Origin of the sequence: Pseudomonas sp. B2021 (genome assembly GCF_018135665.1) — a bacterium.
In the GTDB taxonomy this organism is placed as follows: Bacteria; Pseudomonadota; Gammaproteobacteria; order Pseudomonadales; family Pseudomonadaceae; genus Aquipseudomonas; species Aquipseudomonas lactis.
On the sequence record NZ_SMOF01000001.1, the window covers coordinates 129,767 to 144,265 of the forward strand.

Here is a 14,499-nt window from a genome sequence, read left to right on the forward strand (position 1 = left end):
GGCATGGTTCAGGCCGTTTAGAGCGTTTGATCCTACGCGGTTATGCCAGCCAATCCAGCGTCAGGATCAACCGTCGCTCATCGGCCTTGAGCGCCGGCGAGCGGTGGATCAGGCCATGCCCTTCATTGCCGTGCCATTTGGTGCCTTTGAGCAGCGCCACCTCACCGCAATGGATCTGCTCGATGCGCTCCGTGGGCTCGGCATCCACCTGGCTCAATGCGCGCCGGTCCATGACGCCTTCACGCAACCATTGGCTGCCGATACCGGCGTAGGTGGTGATCAGCCGAACCGGTACGTGATCGACGTGAAAACGCGGGCACATGGCCTTGTCCAATAGCCGTAGACGCACGCCGATGCGCTTGGCGCCCAGCAGGCAGGCGAATGCACTGATCAGCCACGACACATCGGCGATAAACCCATCGTAGCCTTCAAGATCGCGACAGCTGGACGCCAAACCCTGCAAGTTCGGCACGGAGTCTTCGCTAACCAACTCGACCACCAAGGACTCGGCCAACGGTTCATTGAGCGCCACCAGCAAAGCGCCAAACTCAGCGATATGCAGGGGCAGTTGGCGCTGCCAGATGGCCAGGTTGACGCCGTCATTGAGGATATCGGACAGCGCCAGCGGCGTTTCCCCATGTGTCTGGCGGATGACGGGGCGCAGGGGGATGACCGGGGCCAACATCAGGCGACCTGCTCATACCAAGGGCCAAACGGGTCGGGCAGCTGGCGCCAACCTTCGACACCCAGGGCCATTTCCTCATCGTTGAGCAAGCAGGCGTCCAGCTCGGTACGCATCTGGGCAAAGTCGATGTTTTGCCCGATAAACACCAGTTCCTGGCGGCAGTCACCGGTACTCAATTGCCAGTTGGCCATGATCGCCGCCACGCTTTCTTCGTCCTGCGGCCACTGGCTTTTCGGCACAAAGCGCCACCAACGCCCGGCAAACCCATGACGCATCAAGCCACCCGCCTGGGACCAACTGCCCGCATCCTGATGTTTGCTGGCCAACCAGAAGAAACCTTTGGAGCGCAACAGCTTGCCGTTGACCCAGGGGCGGTCGATAAAGTCGAAAAACCGCTGTGGATGGAAGGGCCGGCGCGCACGGTAAGCGGTGGACGCTATGCCGTATTCCTCGGTTTCCGGCACATGCTCACCGCGCAATTCCTGCAACCAGCCCGGGGCTTGGGCGGCGCGCTCAAAGTCGAAACGGCCGGTGTTGAGGATCTTGTTCAGCGGCACTTCGCCCATGACCATCGGGATGATTTCCGCCTGGGCGTTGAGGCGCTCGAGGATGGCCATCAGTTCTTCGCGTTCGCGGCTGCTGATCAGGTCGATCTTGCTGATCAGGATGACGTCGGCGAATTCGATCTGTTCGATCAACAGGTCGGTGATGGAACGTTCATCCTCCTCACCGAGGGTTTCGCCCCGTGAAGCCAGGCTTTCGGCAGCCTGGTAGTCGAGCAGGAAATTCATACCGTCGACCACAGTGACCATGGTGTCCAGGCGTGCAATGTCGGCCAGGCTTTGCTCGTTTTCATCGCGAAACGTGAAGGTTTCGGCCACGGGCAAAGGTTCGGAAATACCGGTGGATTCGATCAGCAGGTAATCGAAACGACCTTCTTTGGCGAGTTTTCCAACCTCTTCAAGCAAGTCTTCACGCAAGGTGCAGCAAATGCAGCCATTGCTCATCTCCACCAGTTTTTCTTCCGAACGATTGAGCGTGACGTCGCGCTGTACCTCGCTGCCGTCGATGTTGATTTCGCTCATGTCGTTGACGATCACCGCCACCCGCAGGTTGTCGCGGTTGCGTAGGACATAATTGAGCAACGTGCTTTTACCGGCGCCGAGAAAGCCGGACAACACGGTCACAGGGAGACGATTGGGCATCAGGTATTCCTCATCAAGGTTGGCCGGTCAAACTGCCCGTTTATGGCGTTCGCGCAGCTCTTCACGTTCTTTGGCTTCGATACACAAGGTGGCGGTGGGGCGCAGCAGCAGGCGTTGCAGGCCGATGGGTTCGCCGGTTTCACGGCACCAGCCGTATTCGCCACGGGCCAGCAACTCCAGGGCGTCGTCGATCTTGTCCAACAGCTTCTTTTCGCGTTCCAGCAGGCGCAATTGCCACTGGCGTTGTTCTTCGGCACTGCCGATATCCGCCAGGTCGCTGTTGGTTTCCTGCTCGCGCAGTGCCTGGAACTCAGCATCGATACGGGCTTGCAAGTCATCGCGCTGAGCCAGCAACAGTTCGCGGAAAAAACGCTGCTGGGCCTCGTTCATGTAGTCGGCCGCTGGTTGGGCCAAAAGATCGTGTTCGGTCATGGGAAGCGGTTCGCGGGTCGGGCTGTGCTTTTATGTTATAGTATAACAATACAAATAAGCCAATCCCTCTTGCTCGCCGCGACGAAGGGCGCAATGCTGGGTCACCTGCCTATGTTGAGAACCTCGATGAAATACCTGCTGTGCGCGCTGCTATTGGCAGTCGCCGGGCCTGCCTGCGCCCAGGCACCCAGCCTGTTGGCCAAGTGCACACGCGGCGCCAACCTGCTGGCGTGTGTGGACCCGTTGGGCAATGCCTATAGCGTGGCGACCGTCGGCAGCACCACTTACCTGCGCGGATTCGAAGTGATCGGCAAACGCTATTGGGCGCAGACCAACAGCCGGTATGGGCAACTGACGTTCTTTACCGGGCTGGCATCGGATGGCGAGGCGTGGGTCGGCTACACGCGGCGCGTGGGCTGGACCACCCTTAACCGGTTTTCCAGCTCAGGGGGCGCCAGCGCCAAGTTCACTTGCAGCCGAATGACCGGCTGTTAGACCTGGCTGTTTTTCTGCGCCTGCACCCAGGCCATGTAGCTGTTCATGGGTGGGTTCTTCTGAAAGTAACGTTTGAGGCCTTCGAAAAGACCATCCGCCACCGCCTGTTGATGACGCACCGTCACCAGCCGCTGGGCGTCGCGCGCATTGGAGATGAACCCGGTCTCCACCAGAATCGAGGGTACGTCCGGTGACTTGAGCACGGCGAACCCGGCCTGCTCCACACGTTTCTGATGCAGGCTGGTGATGTTCTGCAGGCTGCCCAATACCGAGCTGCCCAGTTGCAGGCTGGAGGCGATGGTCGCATTCATCGACATGTCGAGAATGACCCCGGCCAGCATCGGGTCCTTGTCCTTCAGATTGAGTAAGGTGGTGGCGCCCAGCAAGTCGGCGCCATTTTCGCGCTGGGCCATGAAACGTGCCGTAGCCGAAGTAGCGCCCCCTTCCGACAACGCATACACCGAGGCGCCCGACGCGGTCAGCCGTGGCGCGGCGTCGGCATGCACTGAGATAAACATATCGGCCTTGTGCTGACGGGCGATGTCCACGCGCTTGCGCAGTGGCACGAAGAAGTCGTCGTTGCGCACCAGTTTTACGTCAAAACCCTTTTCGCGCTTCAAGCGTTTAGCCAACAACTGAGCAATCGACAGCACCACATCTTTTTCGCGCTGGCCCTTGGAGCCAATCGCACCTGGGTCTTTGCCGCCATGGCCGGGGTCGACCACCACGATGATGTCGCGCTTGGGATGCGCCTTGTCTACCGGCGTCACCAAGGGTGCCGGCTCTGCGGCGATTTGACGGGGCGCACGGGTCGCGTTGGTCAAATCCAGCACCAGGCGATGGCCTTGGCCATCCTGGGGCGGCAGCACGAAGCTGTTGAGCTGCATGGGCTCGACCAGGTCCAGCACGATGCGCGTATCGCTCTTGCCGAAATGCCCGGAACGGATCGAGGTAATCCCACTGTTCTTCAACGCCAATTGGGAAAAGTCGCCGCTGAGCCCGGCTCCACTCAAGTCGATGATCAAGCGGTCCGGTGAGGTCAGGGAAAAGGTCTTGTATTGCACCGGGCCGCTGAGGTCGAACACCAGGCGCAGCTTATCGTCCGAGCGCCACAGGCGTGCATTACGAATCTGTGTGGCGTAAGCCCCCAAAGGCAAGGTGAACAGAGGGCTGACCAGCAGCAGGTTAAGGAGCTGACGTCTGTGCATGACATATACCGCAGATAAAGGAGCGTCCCTACTCGATATGACTGAACAAAGGCTGGAGCAGAAAATTCATCGTAGCTCGTATTGTTATACTATAACATGTCGAATTATTTCCAACGATGGACCTGCTTATGAACGCGCTGACTCTGCCGGATATCGCCGCGCAGGCTTCACGCCAAGCCTTGCCACTCGACTGGGTGGGGATGTGCGGCATCGCCTTGCCGATCCTGATTGACGGTCAACACCTGACCGCCACCGCCGACGCGGGTGTAAGCCTGGACGACGGCACGGCCCGTGGCATTCATATGTCACGCCTGTACCTGGCCCTGGAAATGCTTGATCAACAGCCGCTGACATCGGCACTGCTGCGTAATGTACTGCAGCGTTTTCTCGACACACATGAAGGTTTATCTAAGAACGCATACCTGCGCATCCACACCCAGCTGCTGCTTAAACGCCCTGCCCTGGTCAGCCCATTAGCCGGCTGGAAGACCTACCCCGTGAGCATCGAAGCGCGCCTGGAAAACCAGATGTTCCACGTGGAACTAAAAATTGACGTTACTTATTCCTCAACCTGCCCTTGCTCCGCCGCCCTCGCCAGGCAGTTGATTCAGCAGCAATTTGTCGATGATTTCGCCAATACGCCGTTGCAGCACGAAGCGGTGCTGGCCTGGCTTGGCAGTGCCAACGGCATCGTCGCCACACCCCATAGCCAACGCAGCAGCGCGCAGTTGCACGTTCAGTTGCAAGGTACTGACCTGCCGATAGTCGACTTGATCAACGCTGCCGAAGCCGCGCTCGGCACCGCCGTACAAACCGCGGTGAAACGCGCAGACGAACAAGCCTTCGCCCTGGCCAACGGGCAGAACCTGATGTTCTGCGAAGACGCCGCTCGCCGCCTACACCTCGCCTTGAAACGCTCGGATGCCATCAACGCCTTCCACCTCAAAGTGATCCACGCCGAAAGCCTGCACGCGCACGATGCCGTGGCTGAAAGCCGCTGGACGAGAGCTTCTGCATGATCACCTGCAACGCGTTGCGCTGGGGTGCCCCCGGGCAACCGCTCACCCCGGCACTGAATTTGACCCTGCAAAAAGGCAGCCTCACCGGCATCATCGGCGCCAACGGCACGGGCAAGAGCAGCCTGCTCAAAGTCATCGCCGGCCTGCAAAAGCCTTTGGCGGGAAAAGTCATCGTGGATGTTCCACGCCGTGGCGGCCTGGCCTTCTTGCCCCAGCAGCAACACTTGGACCGCCAGTTTCCTATCAGCCTGCAAGAACTGGTGGCTGCAGGTTTTTGGGGCACCCAACACACCGCTCAACAACGCAGCCAACGCCTGCAAGCGGTGCTGGAAGACTGGTGTCTGATTGGCCTGGAACACCGCCCCTTGATGGCACTGTCCGGCGGCGAATTGCAGCGCGCCCTGCTGGCACGCATGAGCCTGGCCGAGGCGCCGGTTCTGCTACTCGACGAACCTCATGCAGCCCTCGACGAGGACGGCCAGGCGCTGTGCTGGCAACACATCCATGCCTGGCACAGCGAAGGCCGCACCCTGGTGATCGTCTGCCATGACCTGGCCTCCGTGCGTCACCACACCCAGCACGTACTGCAGATCAAAAACACCGGCTGCCTATTTGGCCCCAGCAAAGAGCTGATCCGCCCGCAACCGCAGATGCAGGTGGCCTGAATGCACTTCACTGCCCACTTGTGGCTGCCGTTTCATGAGTTCGTTTTTATGCGCCGCGCACTCATCGGCGGTTTGGTGCTCGCTTGCAGCACCGCGCCGCTGGGGGTGTTTCTGATCCTGCGGCGCATGAGCCTGATCGGTGATGCGGTAGCCCACGGCATCCTGCCCGGCGCCGCTCTGGGTTTCTGGTTCGCCGGCCTGAGCCTGCCCGCGCTGACCCTCGGCGGCCTGGGTGCGGGACTGAGTATGGCCGGCCTGGCTGCGTGGATCACCCGCCGCACCGGGCTGCGCGAAGACGCCAGCCTCGCGGCCATCTACCCCATTTCTCTGGCCGCCGGCGTGCTGATCCTGGGCCTTGCCGGCAAGCGCCTGGACCTGCTGCACCTGCTGTTCGGCTCTGCCCTGGCCGTGGATCAAACCACCCTGACCGGCATGCTCTGGGTTTCGGGTTTCAGCCTGATCGCCATGGCGCTGATCTACAAACCGCTGCTATTGGACACCCTCGACCCGCTGTTCCTGCAAACGGTCAGCCGCCTCGGCCCCCTCGCCCATGGCGTATTCCTGACCCTGGTGGTGCTGAACCTGGTGATCGGTTTCCAGGCCATCGGCGCGCTGATGGTGGTCGGTTTGATGATGTTGCCGGCCATCGCCTCACGCTTCTGGAGTCGACGCCTGCCGGTGTTGATCGCAGTATCGGCGCTGCTGGGCTGCCTGTCGGTGTGGTTGGGCTTACTGCTGTCGTTCTACTACTCACTGCCCAGTGGGCCGGCAATCGTGCTGGTGGCGGGCGCTGGGTATTTGTTGTCCGTGGTGTTCGGTCCGGTGCACGGTTTGTTGCGCCGCCCGCCTTTGCTCACATCCCAATGAGGTGTTTCCCCATGCGCGCTCTACTCGTGCTGTTCAGTCTGCTGCTACCGCTGTCGATGGCTCACGCGGCAGACAAACTCCAAGTGGTCACCAGCTTCAGTATTCTCGATGACATCACCCACCAGATCGGTGGGGAGCATATCCAGATCAGCAACATGGTCGGCCCGGACGCCGATGCTCATACCTATGAACCCACGCCGGATGACGCCAAGGCACTGCTCAAGGCCAAGGTCATCATCAAGAACGGCCTGGGTTTCGAGCCGTGGCTGGACCGCCTGGTCACCAGCACCGAAACCAAGGCAACGGTGGTCACCGCCAGCAAAGGCGTGATTTCCCACACCATGGACGAGGATGGCGAAACCATTCCCGACCCGCATGCCTGGCACAACCTGGCCAATGCCGAGATCTATGTGAGCAACATCACCAAGGCCCTGGTGGCCGCCGACCCGGCAAACAAGACCGCCTACCTGCGCAACAGCCAGGCCTACCTCAAACAAATCCATAGCCTGCTGGAAGAGGCCAAAGCCAAGTTCGGCGCCCTGCCACCGGGTAACCGCCGCATCGTCACCTCCCATGACGCCTTCGGCTACCTGGGCCAGGCCTATGGCATCCAGTTCCTCGCGCCCCAGGGCTTGTCCACCGAACGTGACCCTTCGGCTGCTGAAGTTGCCGCGCTAATCACCCAGATTCGCAAGGACAAGGTCAAAGCCGTGTTCATGGAAAACATCAAAGACTCACGCCTGCTCAAGCAGATCGCTGACGAAAGCGGCGCACAGATCGGCGGCACGCTGTACTCCGACGCCCTCGCCGCAGAAGGCCCGGCCAGCACCTTTCTCGGGCTGTTCGAATACAACCTCAACACCCTGTGCGCCGCACTGAGCCAGCCATGATCCGCAAAAATCCTTCCGGCGACCTGCCGGTGATTGCCGAATCGGCCTACGTCGACAAGACCGCGATCATCTGCGGCAAAGTCATCATCGGCGAGAACGTGTTCGTTGGCCCTTACGCCGTGATCCGCGCCGACGAAGTTGATGCCAGCGGCGCCATGGACCCGATCACCATCGGCGCCAACTCCAACATCCAGGACGGCGTGGTCATCCACTCCAAGTCCGGCGCAGCGGTGACCATCGGCGAATTCACCTCCATTGCTCACCGCTCCATCGTCCACGGCCCCTGTACGGTGGGCAACCGCGTGTTTATTGGCTTCAACAGCGTGCTGTTCAATTGCGCCGTGGGCGATGGATGCGTGGTGCGCCACAACTCGGTGGTCGACGGCCGCGACCTGCCCGCCGCGTTCTACGTGCCCTCCACGACGCGTATCGGCCCCAACACGGATCTGTCGCAGTTTCCGCCGGTGAGTGTCAGCGCCTCGGAGTTTTCCGAAGACGTGGCACGCACCAACGTCGACCTGGTACGCGGCTACAAAGCCCTGCAAAACGAGTTCTGAACCATGAGCCGCCTGCTGATCCGCAACGCCCGCCTGGTCAACGAAGGCCAGGTATTCGACGCCGACGTACTGATCGCCAATGGCCGTATCGAGAAGATTGCCACCAGCATTCAAGGCGATAACGAACCAGTGGAAATCGATGCCAACGGCCAGTGGCTGCTGCCAGGGATGATCGACGACCAAGTGCATTTTCGCGAACCCGGCGCTCCGGAAAAAGGCAGCTTCTACAGCGAGTCCCGCGCGGCGGTGGCCGGTGGCATAACCAGCTTCATGGACATGCCCAACACTCACCCGGCCACTTTGAGCCTGGAAGCCCTGGCCGATAAAAAGCGCCGTGCGGCACTGCACTCAGTGGCCAACTACGGCTTTCACTTTGGCGTGAGCAACGACAACCTCGACACCGTCGCCGCCCTCGCCCCCCGTGAAGTGGCTGGGGTCAAAGTGTTCATGGGCGCCTCTACCGGCAATATGCTGGTGGACGACCCGCGCATTCTGAAGCGTCTGTTTGCCGAGGTGCCAACCATCCTGCTCGCTCACTGCGAACACACACCCAGCATCCTCGCCAACGAGCAACGCCTGCGCGAGCGCTTCGGCGAGCATATTCCCGCCGTGGCTCATCCGCTGATCCGCGATGCCGAGGCCTGTTATCGCTCGTCATCGTTTGCCGTGGAATTGGCCAAACGCCATGGCACGCGCCTGCATGTGTTGCACCTGACCAGCGCTCGCGAACTGGCGCTATTCGAAGACAAGCCCCTGGCCGACAAGCACATCACCGCCGAGGTCTGCCTGCACCACCTGCTGTTCGATGACCGTGATTACCACCGCCTCGGCCACCAGATCAAATGCAACCCGGCAATCAAGACCCGCGCCGACCGCGACGCGCTGCGCCTGGCGTTATTGAGTGATCGTCTGGATGTGATTGGCAGTGATCATGCGCCGCACACCTGGGCGCAAAAACAGTTGGGCTATCGTGACGCACCGTCAGGGCTGCCCCTGGTGCAGCATGCCTTGCCGGCGTTACTGGAATTGGTGGCCGACGGGCATTTGCCCCTCACCACATTGGTCGCCAAGACCAGCCACCGCGTGGCCGACCTGTTTGCCATTGCTGATCGCGGCTACGTGCGTGAAGGCTATTGGGCCGACCTGGTACTGATCAAACCGGAGCCTGCCGGCAAGCCGGTCAGCAGCCAACCGGTTCTCGCCCGCTGCGGTTGGACGCCCTTTGCAGAGCGCAGCTTTCGCCACAGCGTGAGTACAACGTTGGTCAGCGGCCACCTGGCCTGGCACAACGGCCAGGTGGTCAACAGTTGCCAGGGCTTGCCCCTGCAGTTTGGGCGTTAAGCGCGGGGTTTGACCGTACCGCAATCGTTGCCCAGCCACTGGGCATGGCTATCCAGGCTACCTTTTTGCTGGATACCGGTGGCATTGAACGTACCGTTGACGCTGGTGGTAAATTCTTTCTGGCTCTGGAACGTTGCTACCCCAGTACCCTGGGCTTTCGGGCAACTGAAGCGAAATTTCCACTGGTTGCCGCTCTTGTCGGTGACTTCCTGCTTGCAGCCCGATTGAGGGTCAGTCAGTGGGATCGAGTCGGAGGCAACCTGGGCCGGGGTCAGGCACACCTGCACGCCTTTACCGGCCATGTTGATGCCTTGCTTTTCGAGCATGGCGCGCTGTTCAGGGGTCATCTGTTGCTTGAGCTGACCGAGGATCAGCGACAAGTCCGGCAGGTCCTGGTTATCGACTTTCATATTGCTGGTGGTCAATTCCCACAAGCCCGGCGCCAGCATCTGCGCCTGCGCCGCCACAGGCAGCGACAAACCAACAACCATGGCCAAACCAAGCAGACGAGCATTCATCGGGTAACTCCTGGGTAATTGTGGGCGTTAGACGTCGCAAAGCAGCCAGTGTTGCATGGCAAATAAAATAGCGACATTCACAGCCGTTCATGGTCTGTTACGCACTGGACTGCCTGGAGTTACGTCGTTCATGGATTTCTTTGGCCCGCACCTGCTCGCCTACGTCATTGCCACGCTGCACTTTCTGGGAACGCTCGCCGCGATCCACGCAGTACTGACCGTGCGCACCGCACAAGGCTCGATCGCCTGGGCGTTGTCACTGATGTTCATGCCCTACCTGACGTTGATCCCCTACCTGATTTTTGGCCGCAGCACCTTCGACGCGTACATCCAGGCCCGTCGCCAGGCCAACCAGGAAATGCACACGGCCATCACCGAGTTGAACTGGCGCCCGTGGGTGGAGGAAGCGCTCGCAGCGCGCAACTCCAGCGCCTATGCCTCCTTGCGCGCCATGCCCAAGCTGGGCCGTATGCCGTGCCTGGCCAACAATGAAGTGCGCCTGTTGATCAATGGCGATGCCACTTTCGGCGCGATCTTCGAGGCTATCCGTCACGCAAAGACCGCCGTGCTGTTCCAGTTTTTCATCATTCACGATGACGAACTGGGCCGCCAGTTACAGGCCTTGTTGAAGGCAAAAGCCGCCCAGGGCGTAGCCATTTACGTGCTCTACGACCGCATCGGCAGTCACGCCCTGCCCCATCGTTATGTGCAAGCGCTGCGTGACGCTGGCGTGCAGGTCAAGGCGTTCGCCACCCGCAGTGGATGGCTCAATCGCTTCCAGGTCAACTTCCGTAACCATCGCAAGATCGTCGTGGTGGACGGCATCACCGGGTTTGTCGGCGGGCATAACGTAGGCGATGAATACCTGGGTAAAAAACCGCCGCTGGCGCCATGGCGCGATACCCATGTGCAGGTCACCGGCCCAGTGGTGGCGTGCCTGCAGGAGTCGTTTGCCGAGGACTGGTTCTGGGCCGCCCGGGAACTGCCGCCGCTGATCCTGCCGGACACCTACCCGGAGGACGGCGTGCTCTGCCAATTGCTCGCCAGCGGGCCAGCGGACCCTTATGAAACCTGCTCGCTGTTTTTCGTCGAGGCCATCCACGCCGCGACCGAGCGGGTGTGGATCACCAGCCCCTACTTCATTCCCGACGAGGCGGTGTTTGCCGCCCTGCGCCTGGCGGTGTTACGCGGGGTAGATGTGCGCCTGCTGCTGCCGTCACGGCCCGACCATCGCATCGTGTACGCCGCATCCAGCCTGTATGCCAACGAAGCGGTGCGAGCGGGCGTGCGGGTGTTTCGCTACACGCCAGGCTTTTTGCATCAGAAGGTGGTGTTGGTGGACAGCGAAATCAGCGCCATTGGCAGCGCCAACATGGACAACCGTTCGTTCCGGCTGAATTTTGAGGTAATGCTGCTGACGGTGGATGAAGCCTTCGCCAGCCAGGTTGAACAGATGTTGCTGGATGACTTTGCCCTGGCCCATGAAGTCAGCCAGGAAGAAAGCCGCGAGACCCGTCGCCTGCAGCAACTGGGGATGCGCGTGGCGCGCTTGATCTCACCCATCCTTTGACAGACAACACACAACCCATGTGGGAGCTGGCTTGCCTGCGATGGCGGTGTGTCAGTCGACTCATCCGGTCCTGATACAACGCTATCGCAGGCAAGCCAGCTCCCACAGTTTCGATCTTCAGTGTCTGGAGATCAGCGGTAGAGATCTTCCCGCGTCCACGGCAGTTCATGCCCGCCATCGGCATGGGGTTTTACCGCCAATATCTGGTGCAGGTTGATCCAGCCACGGGCAAACGCGTAAGCGCAACCGGCCAGGTACAGCCGCCAGATACGTAGCGCCTGCTCAGGCACCATCTTCGCCGCCGCTTCCAGGTTGTCTTCCAGGCGTTCGCTCCAATGGTCCAATGTGCGGGCGTAATGCATACGCAGGCTTTCGACATCGACCACTTCCAGCCCCGCTTCGCTGATCTGGGCGGTCATCATCGCCAAGTGCGGCAGTTCGCCGTTCGGGAACACGTAGCGCTCGATAAACTCACCAGCGCCACGGCCCACGGGGCGGCCGTCGGTGTGCTTGGCGGTGATGCCATGGTTCATCACCAGGCCGCCTTCACGCACTGCGCCGAACAAGGTCCGGCAGTATTGCGCCAGGTTGGCGTGGCCGACGTGTTCGAACATGCCCACGCTTACCACTTTGTCGAAACGACCGTCCTGGGGCAGGTCGCGGTAATCGAGTAATTGCAGGTCGACCTGGTCTTGCAGGCCTTCGGCGTTCACCCGCTCCTTGGCCAGGGCCAGTTGTTCCTTGCTCAAGGTGATACCGAACACTTTTACCCCGAACTCCCGCGCGGCATAGCGCGCCAGCCCGCCCCAGCCACAGCCCACATCGAGCAGATACTCACCTGGCTGCAGCCGCAACTTGCGGCACAGGTGGCGGAATTTGTCTTGTTGGGCTTGGTCGATCGACTCGCTGCCGGTTTCAAAATAACCGCAGGAGTACGCCATGTCCTGGTCCAGCCACAGCTGGTAGAACTCGTTGGATAGGTCGTAATGGTAGGAAATGGCCGCGGCGTCGGTGGCCTTGTCGTGAATCGAGCGCACCGGACGACTCCCCTCGTCGTCATCGACCAAAGCGTGACTCAACTCGTCACATACCCTGATCACTTCGGTGATGGAGCCTTCCAGCTCCAGCTTGCCCTCGACGAAGGCTTCGCCGAGTGAGTCGAGCGTTGGATGGGTCAGCCTGGAGACAACCGTGGGGTCCTTGACCACGATGGTGACACTGGGCTCAGGGCCCAAGTTGAATTCATGGCCGTCCCAGAGTCGAAGACGCAGCGGTAGCTGAAGATTCTGTAAGGCCGGTGGAAGTTGCGCGAGCATGAGTAGTCCCCCCTTGTTTCAGACGTCTGCTGTGAGGGTAGACCATGCCAAACAAAGTAGGAAGCTATCGAATGAATAACCTCCTTCTATGGCGCTCGGCGCTCGAGCAAACCTTCCTGGACCCACTGTTTCAGCCAAATGGCCGCTTGCAGCGACGCCCCCTCTGAATAAGTGACCGCCAGCTCAGTACACAGTTCTGAAAAATTCCAGCCCATGGTCACCATGCCCGACAGCGCACAGGCTTCAGCGGCTTCCAGGCTGCGGTAGTGGCAGCGGTTCTGGTTGCGCCACACCAGGCAGATTTGCGCCGGTTCCAGCGTCTGGCTGCCGGGGAAATCCGACTCATCCTTGCTGGCTCGCCAGATCGCCACCGTGTTGAAACGGCAAAGCAGTTGCTGCACCGAAGGCGCCAGCGCAACCTGCAAGGTGGGCCAGTCTTCAGGCGCCAGGTGCGCCATGTCATTCAAGGTCAGCAGCTCCCCTTCGACGGCGTCAAACGCCAAGGTGAACGCCCACTCCAGGCGTGCCAACTCAGCCAAAGGCGCACTTTGCGCAGCCATCAGATGCTCAACGATAAACATCGCAAAGCGCTCGCCCAACCAGCGCACGCTGTAATGGGCCGAGGGATAACGGCGGATGTAGGCCTCGGTCAGTGAGCAAAACTCCTCATCTCCCAGCCAATACCAGATGGCACCGAAGTCATGGCGCAGCACTTCTTGCAGACGCGACAGGTAAGCGTTGTGGTAAATCGCCAGGCCGGTGTCTACATCCAATGTCGGCCCTCCCAGCAAGGTGGCGGCAAAGCCACTGTTGGCCGCGGGTGCTTCGGATAATAGATGCTGCTCAAACGCCAACTGCCAGTCGATCAGGCGCATAACGCTCTCCGGGCCAAGGCGCTGGCACCCAACTCACGGGCTTTGTTCAACTCGGTGAGCAACTCTTCGAAGGGCGGAAAATGGTCATCGCGTTCCAGCAACGTCGACACCGGGCCCAAATGCTCCAGAGTTTGCTGATACAGCGCCCACACCGGGTCGCACACGGGATGGTCATGGGTATCGACCACATAGTCGCCATAGTCCATATGCCCCGCCAAATGCAGCTGGCGAATGCTTTCGGGTGGCAGGTTGCGAATGAAGGTCCAGGCATCAAAACCATGGTTACGTGCGCTGACGTAGACGTTGTTGACGTCCAGCAGCAACTGGCAGCCGCTCAGGTGGGCCAAGGCGTTGAGGAACTCCCACTCGGTGAATTCATCCGCCTTGGAACGCACATAGCTGGAGACATTTTCCAGCACCAGCGGACGCTGCAACACGTCCTGCACCTGACGTACACGGCCGGCCACGTGGTAAAGGCTTTCTTCGGTGTAAGGCAGGGGCAACAAGTCATGTAGCTGGTGCGCACTACCGCGGCTCCAGCACAGGTGATCGGAAATCCACGCCGGCTGAATGCGCTCTGCGAGCTGTTTGATGTGGTTCAGGTAATCGGTATCGAGGGCATGCGGCCCGCCGATGGACAACGACACACCGTGCATCACCAAGGGGTAACGCTCGGCTATCGCATCCAGGTAGTACAAGGCCTTGCCGCCCTGTACCAAGTAATTTTCGGAGATCACTTCGAACCAATCCACGGCCGGCGACTGTTCAAGGATCTGGTGGTAGTACTCACTGCGCAAACCCAGGCCGTAACCCAGACTTGGAAGGGACGCGGACATGACTCACTCCTGGGCAAAGT

General features: G+C 60.4%; 16 protein-coding genes. 8 read left to right on the forward strand and 8 right to left on the reverse strand.

Annotated features, from left to right (window positions below):
* Positions 1-40: 40 nt before the first annotated feature.
* From E1K68_RS00525 to dksA, 3 genes are read right to left on the reverse strand one after another with little or no spacing between them, the layout of a single operon-like run.
* Entirely contained in the window at positions 41-685 is a 645-nt protein-coding gene (locus E1K68_RS00525) for a DUF1826 domain-containing protein (protein ID WP_003195756.1), read from the reverse strand.
* Complete coding sequence (gene zigA, locus E1K68_RS00530) at positions 685-1,890, reverse strand: zinc metallochaperone GTPase ZigA (protein WP_003195759.1); 1,206 nt, start codon at positions 1,888-1,890, stop codon at positions 685-687. The genes E1K68_RS00525 and zigA overlap by 1 nt, the downstream gene beginning before the upstream one ends.
* A 27-nt stretch (positions 1,891-1,917) precedes the next feature.
* Positions 1,918-2,322, reverse strand: a complete 405-nt coding sequence (gene dksA, locus E1K68_RS00535) for an RNA polymerase-binding protein DksA (RefSeq protein WP_003195761.1) — start codon at positions 2,320-2,322, stop codon at positions 1,918-1,920.
* A gap of 126 nt (positions 2,323-2,448) precedes the next feature.
* Between dksA and E1K68_RS00540 the strand changes: the two genes are divergently transcribed.
* Positions 2,449-2,817: a glutamine synthetase gene (locus E1K68_RS00540; protein ID WP_212613659.1), complete on the forward strand. Its 369-nt coding sequence runs from the start codon at positions 2,449-2,451 to the stop codon at positions 2,815-2,817.
* On the opposite strand, the gene E1K68_RS00545 is transcribed toward E1K68_RS00540, so the two are convergent.
* A complete protein-coding gene (locus E1K68_RS00545; RefSeq protein WP_212613660.1) occupies positions 2,814-4,025 on the reverse strand; it encodes an N-acetylmuramoyl-L-alanine amidase in 1,212 nt (403 codons plus the stop codon). The two genes, E1K68_RS00540 and E1K68_RS00545, sit on opposite strands and share 4 nt — an antisense overlap.
* Before the next feature lie 128 nt (positions 4,026-4,153).
* Here E1K68_RS00545 and folE2 point away from each other — a divergent pair, with 128 nt between their 5' ends.
* From folE2 to E1K68_RS00575, 6 genes are read left to right on the forward strand one after another with little or no spacing between them, the layout of a single operon-like run.
* On the forward strand, positions 4,154-5,044 hold the full coding sequence (gene folE2, locus E1K68_RS00550) for a GTP cyclohydrolase FolE2 (protein WP_057710621.1): 891 nt from the start codon (positions 4,154-4,156) through the stop codon (positions 5,042-5,044).
* Positions 5,041-5,709, forward strand: coding sequence for an ATP-binding cassette domain-containing protein (locus E1K68_RS00555; protein ID WP_137204667.1), 669 nt, complete (start codon positions 5,041-5,043; stop codon positions 5,707-5,709). Before folE2 ends, E1K68_RS00555 begins: the two co-directional genes overlap by 4 nt.
* Entirely contained in the window at positions 5,710-6,576 is an 867-nt protein-coding gene (locus tag E1K68_RS00560) for a metal ABC transporter permease (RefSeq protein WP_003195772.1), read from the forward strand.
* Between the two features lie 11 nt (positions 6,577-6,587).
* Positions 6,588-7,466, forward strand: a complete 879-nt coding sequence (locus E1K68_RS00565; protein WP_003195774.1) for a metal ABC transporter substrate-binding protein — start codon at positions 6,588-6,590, stop codon at positions 7,464-7,466.
* Positions 7,463-8,023 carry a DapH/DapD/GlmU-related protein gene (locus tag E1K68_RS00570; RefSeq protein ID WP_003195776.1) on the forward strand — a complete coding sequence of 187 codons (561 nt, stop codon included), beginning with the start codon at positions 7,463-7,465 and terminating at the stop codon, positions 8,021-8,023. Before E1K68_RS00565 ends, E1K68_RS00570 begins: the two co-directional genes overlap by 4 nt.
* Before the next feature lie 3 nt (positions 8,024-8,026).
* Positions 8,027-9,364, forward strand: a complete 1,338-nt coding sequence (locus E1K68_RS00575; protein ID WP_212613661.1) for a dihydroorotase — start codon at positions 8,027-8,029, stop codon at positions 9,362-9,364.
* Here the strand turns inward: E1K68_RS00575 and E1K68_RS00580 are convergent.
* A complete protein-coding gene (locus E1K68_RS00580) occupies positions 9,361-9,882 on the reverse strand; it encodes a DUF3617 domain-containing protein (protein WP_003195781.1) in 522 nt (173 codons plus the stop codon). The two genes, E1K68_RS00575 and E1K68_RS00580, sit on opposite strands and share 4 nt — an antisense overlap.
* Before the next feature lie 130 nt (positions 9,883-10,012).
* Between E1K68_RS00580 and cls the strand changes: the two genes are divergently transcribed.
* Positions 10,013-11,452, forward strand: a complete 1,440-nt coding sequence (cls, locus tag E1K68_RS00585; protein ID WP_003195783.1) for a cardiolipin synthase — start codon at positions 10,013-10,015, stop codon at positions 11,450-11,452.
* 131 nt (positions 11,453-11,583) lie between these two features.
* Here the strand turns inward: cls and cfaB are convergent, their stop codons facing one another.
* From cfaB to E1K68_RS00600, 3 genes are all read right to left on the reverse strand, one after another.
* Complete coding sequence (gene cfaB, locus E1K68_RS00590; RefSeq protein ID WP_120247415.1) at positions 11,584-12,768, reverse strand: C17 cyclopropane fatty acid synthase CfaB; 1,185 nt, start codon at positions 12,766-12,768, stop codon at positions 11,584-11,586.
* Positions 12,769-12,854: 86 nt separating this feature from the next.
* Positions 12,855-13,643 carry a DNA-binding domain-containing protein gene (locus E1K68_RS00595; protein WP_212613662.1) on the reverse strand — a complete coding sequence of 263 codons (789 nt, stop codon included), beginning with the start codon at positions 13,641-13,643 and terminating at the stop codon, positions 12,855-12,857.
* Complete coding sequence (locus E1K68_RS00600) at positions 13,634-14,479, reverse strand: DUF692 domain-containing protein (protein ID WP_034134115.1); 846 nt, start codon at positions 14,477-14,479, stop codon at positions 13,634-13,636. The genes E1K68_RS00595 and E1K68_RS00600 overlap by 10 nt, the downstream gene beginning before the upstream one ends.
* Between the last annotated feature and the right edge of the window lie 20 nt (positions 14,480-14,499).

What these genes read in the sequence shown, in the direction of transcription:
- E1K68_RS00525 (WP_003195756.1), bottom strand. Translation starts at nt 685, where the DNA reads ATGTTGGCCCCGGTCATCCCCCTGCGCCCCGTCATCCGCCAGACACAT.
- zigA (WP_003195759.1), bottom strand. Translation starts at nt 1,890, where the DNA reads ATGCCCAATCGTCTCCCTGTGACCGTGTTGTCCGGCTTTCTCGGCGCC.
- dksA (WP_003195761.1), bottom strand. Translation starts at nt 2,322, where the DNA reads ATGACCGAACACGATCTTTTGGCCCAACCAGCGGCCGACTACATGAAC.
- E1K68_RS00540 (WP_212613659.1), top strand. Translation starts at nt 2,449, where the DNA reads ATGAAATACCTGCTGTGCGCGCTGCTATTGGCAGTCGCCGGGCCTGCC.
- E1K68_RS00545 (WP_212613660.1), bottom strand. Translation starts at nt 4,025, where the DNA reads ATGCACAGACGTCAGCTCCTTAACCTGCTGCTGGTCAGCCCTCTGTTC.
- folE2 (WP_057710621.1), top strand. Translation starts at nt 4,154, where the DNA reads ATGAACGCGCTGACTCTGCCGGATATCGCCGCGCAGGCTTCACGCCAA.
- E1K68_RS00555 (WP_137204667.1), top strand. Translation starts at nt 5,041, where the DNA reads ATGATCACCTGCAACGCGTTGCGCTGGGGTGCCCCCGGGCAACCGCTC.
- E1K68_RS00560 (WP_003195772.1), top strand. Translation starts at nt 5,710, where the DNA reads ATGCACTTCACTGCCCACTTGTGGCTGCCGTTTCATGAGTTCGTTTTT.
- E1K68_RS00565 (WP_003195774.1), top strand. Translation starts at nt 6,588, where the DNA reads ATGCGCGCTCTACTCGTGCTGTTCAGTCTGCTGCTACCGCTGTCGATG.
- E1K68_RS00570 (WP_003195776.1), top strand. Translation starts at nt 7,463, where the DNA reads ATGATCCGCAAAAATCCTTCCGGCGACCTGCCGGTGATTGCCGAATCG.
- E1K68_RS00575 (WP_212613661.1), top strand. Translation starts at nt 8,027, where the DNA reads ATGAGCCGCCTGCTGATCCGCAACGCCCGCCTGGTCAACGAAGGCCAG.
- E1K68_RS00580 (WP_003195781.1), bottom strand. Translation starts at nt 9,882, where the DNA reads ATGAATGCTCGTCTGCTTGGTTTGGCCATGGTTGTTGGTTTGTCGCTG.
- cls (WP_003195783.1), top strand. Translation starts at nt 10,013, where the DNA reads ATGGATTTCTTTGGCCCGCACCTGCTCGCCTACGTCATTGCCACGCTG.
- cfaB (WP_120247415.1), bottom strand. Translation starts at nt 12,768, where the DNA reads ATGCTCGCGCAACTTCCACCGGCCTTACAGAATCTTCAGCTACCGCTG.
- E1K68_RS00595 (WP_212613662.1), bottom strand. Translation starts at nt 13,643, where the DNA reads ATGCGCCTGATCGACTGGCAGTTGGCGTTTGAGCAGCATCTATTATCC.
- E1K68_RS00600 (WP_034134115.1), bottom strand. Translation starts at nt 14,479, where the DNA reads ATGTCCGCGTCCCTTCCAAGTCTGGGTTACGGCCTGGGTTTGCGCAGT.